The organism is Streptomyces sp. MB09-02B (genome assembly GCF_033794485.1).
Lineage (GTDB): Bacteria > Actinomycetota > Actinomycetes > Streptomycetales > Streptomycetaceae > Streptomyces.
Genome location: NZ_JARGEE010000958.1, coordinates 1 through 771, shown reverse-complemented (window position 1 = coordinate 771; position 771 = coordinate 1). Strand labels below are relative to the sequence as shown.

Sequence of the window (771 nt, the reverse complement as noted above, 5' to 3'; positions counted from 1 at the left end):
ATCGGGGGCGGGGGCGGGGACGGTCTGCCGGCCGGCGGTCGGGCCGCCGGAGTGCTGCGACGCGGCGGGCCAGGCACCGCGTTCCCGGGACGGGGCCCGCCCGGTGGAGGGCGCGGGCGGCCGGGTGGTTCCCGGCCCCGCCGCTGACGTGGTCCGGGGCGGAGCGGGCTTGGGCGGGTGCGGGTTCTGCCGGGGGCTTCCGGCCGCCCGAGGCCCCCCGCCCACCGGTTCACCCGGAACAGGCGGCACAGGTGGTACCGGCGGCACAGGTGGTACCGGCGGCACAGGCGGCCGGGCCTCACGGGTGGGGACGACGCGGACCATCACCTTGACGGGGTGTCCGTCGCGGTGGCGGGCGGTGAGGATGCCGGACCAGCCGCCGAGCGCGCGATGGGTCTCGGCCAGCGCGCCGATGCGTTCGCCGTCCTCGTCGAACAGGAGCGTACGGACGCTGCGACCCAGGATCTCGGCCGCGGGATACCCGAAGAGCCGCTCGGCGTCCTTGGTCCAGCTCGTCACGAACCCGTCCGCGTCGATCAGCAACGGCGCGGCGTCGGCCACGTCGAAGCGCTGACGGGAAACGGCACTGTCCCTGTCGGTCCCCACGGCGACCCTCTCTGTCGCTGAGACGCCCTCAGGCCCCATTATTCACCTTGTGTGATCGCAGGCAGGCCAACTTGTGACGGCGCATATCGCACGACCGCACGCCACGGCGCACGGACCGGCACGCACCGGGCCCCCGCAGGACCCCGCCGAGCCCCAGCGAGCACC

1 protein-coding gene is annotated in these 771 nt (G+C 75.2%); it reads right to left on the bottom strand.

The window, feature by feature from the left end:
• Window positions 1-606, bottom strand: a 606-nt coding sequence (locus tag P1P70_RS45315) for a PAS domain S-box protein (RefSeq protein WP_319248422.1), incomplete at its 3' end; no start/stop codon positions are given.
• Between the last annotated feature and the right edge of the window lie 165 nt (window positions 607-771).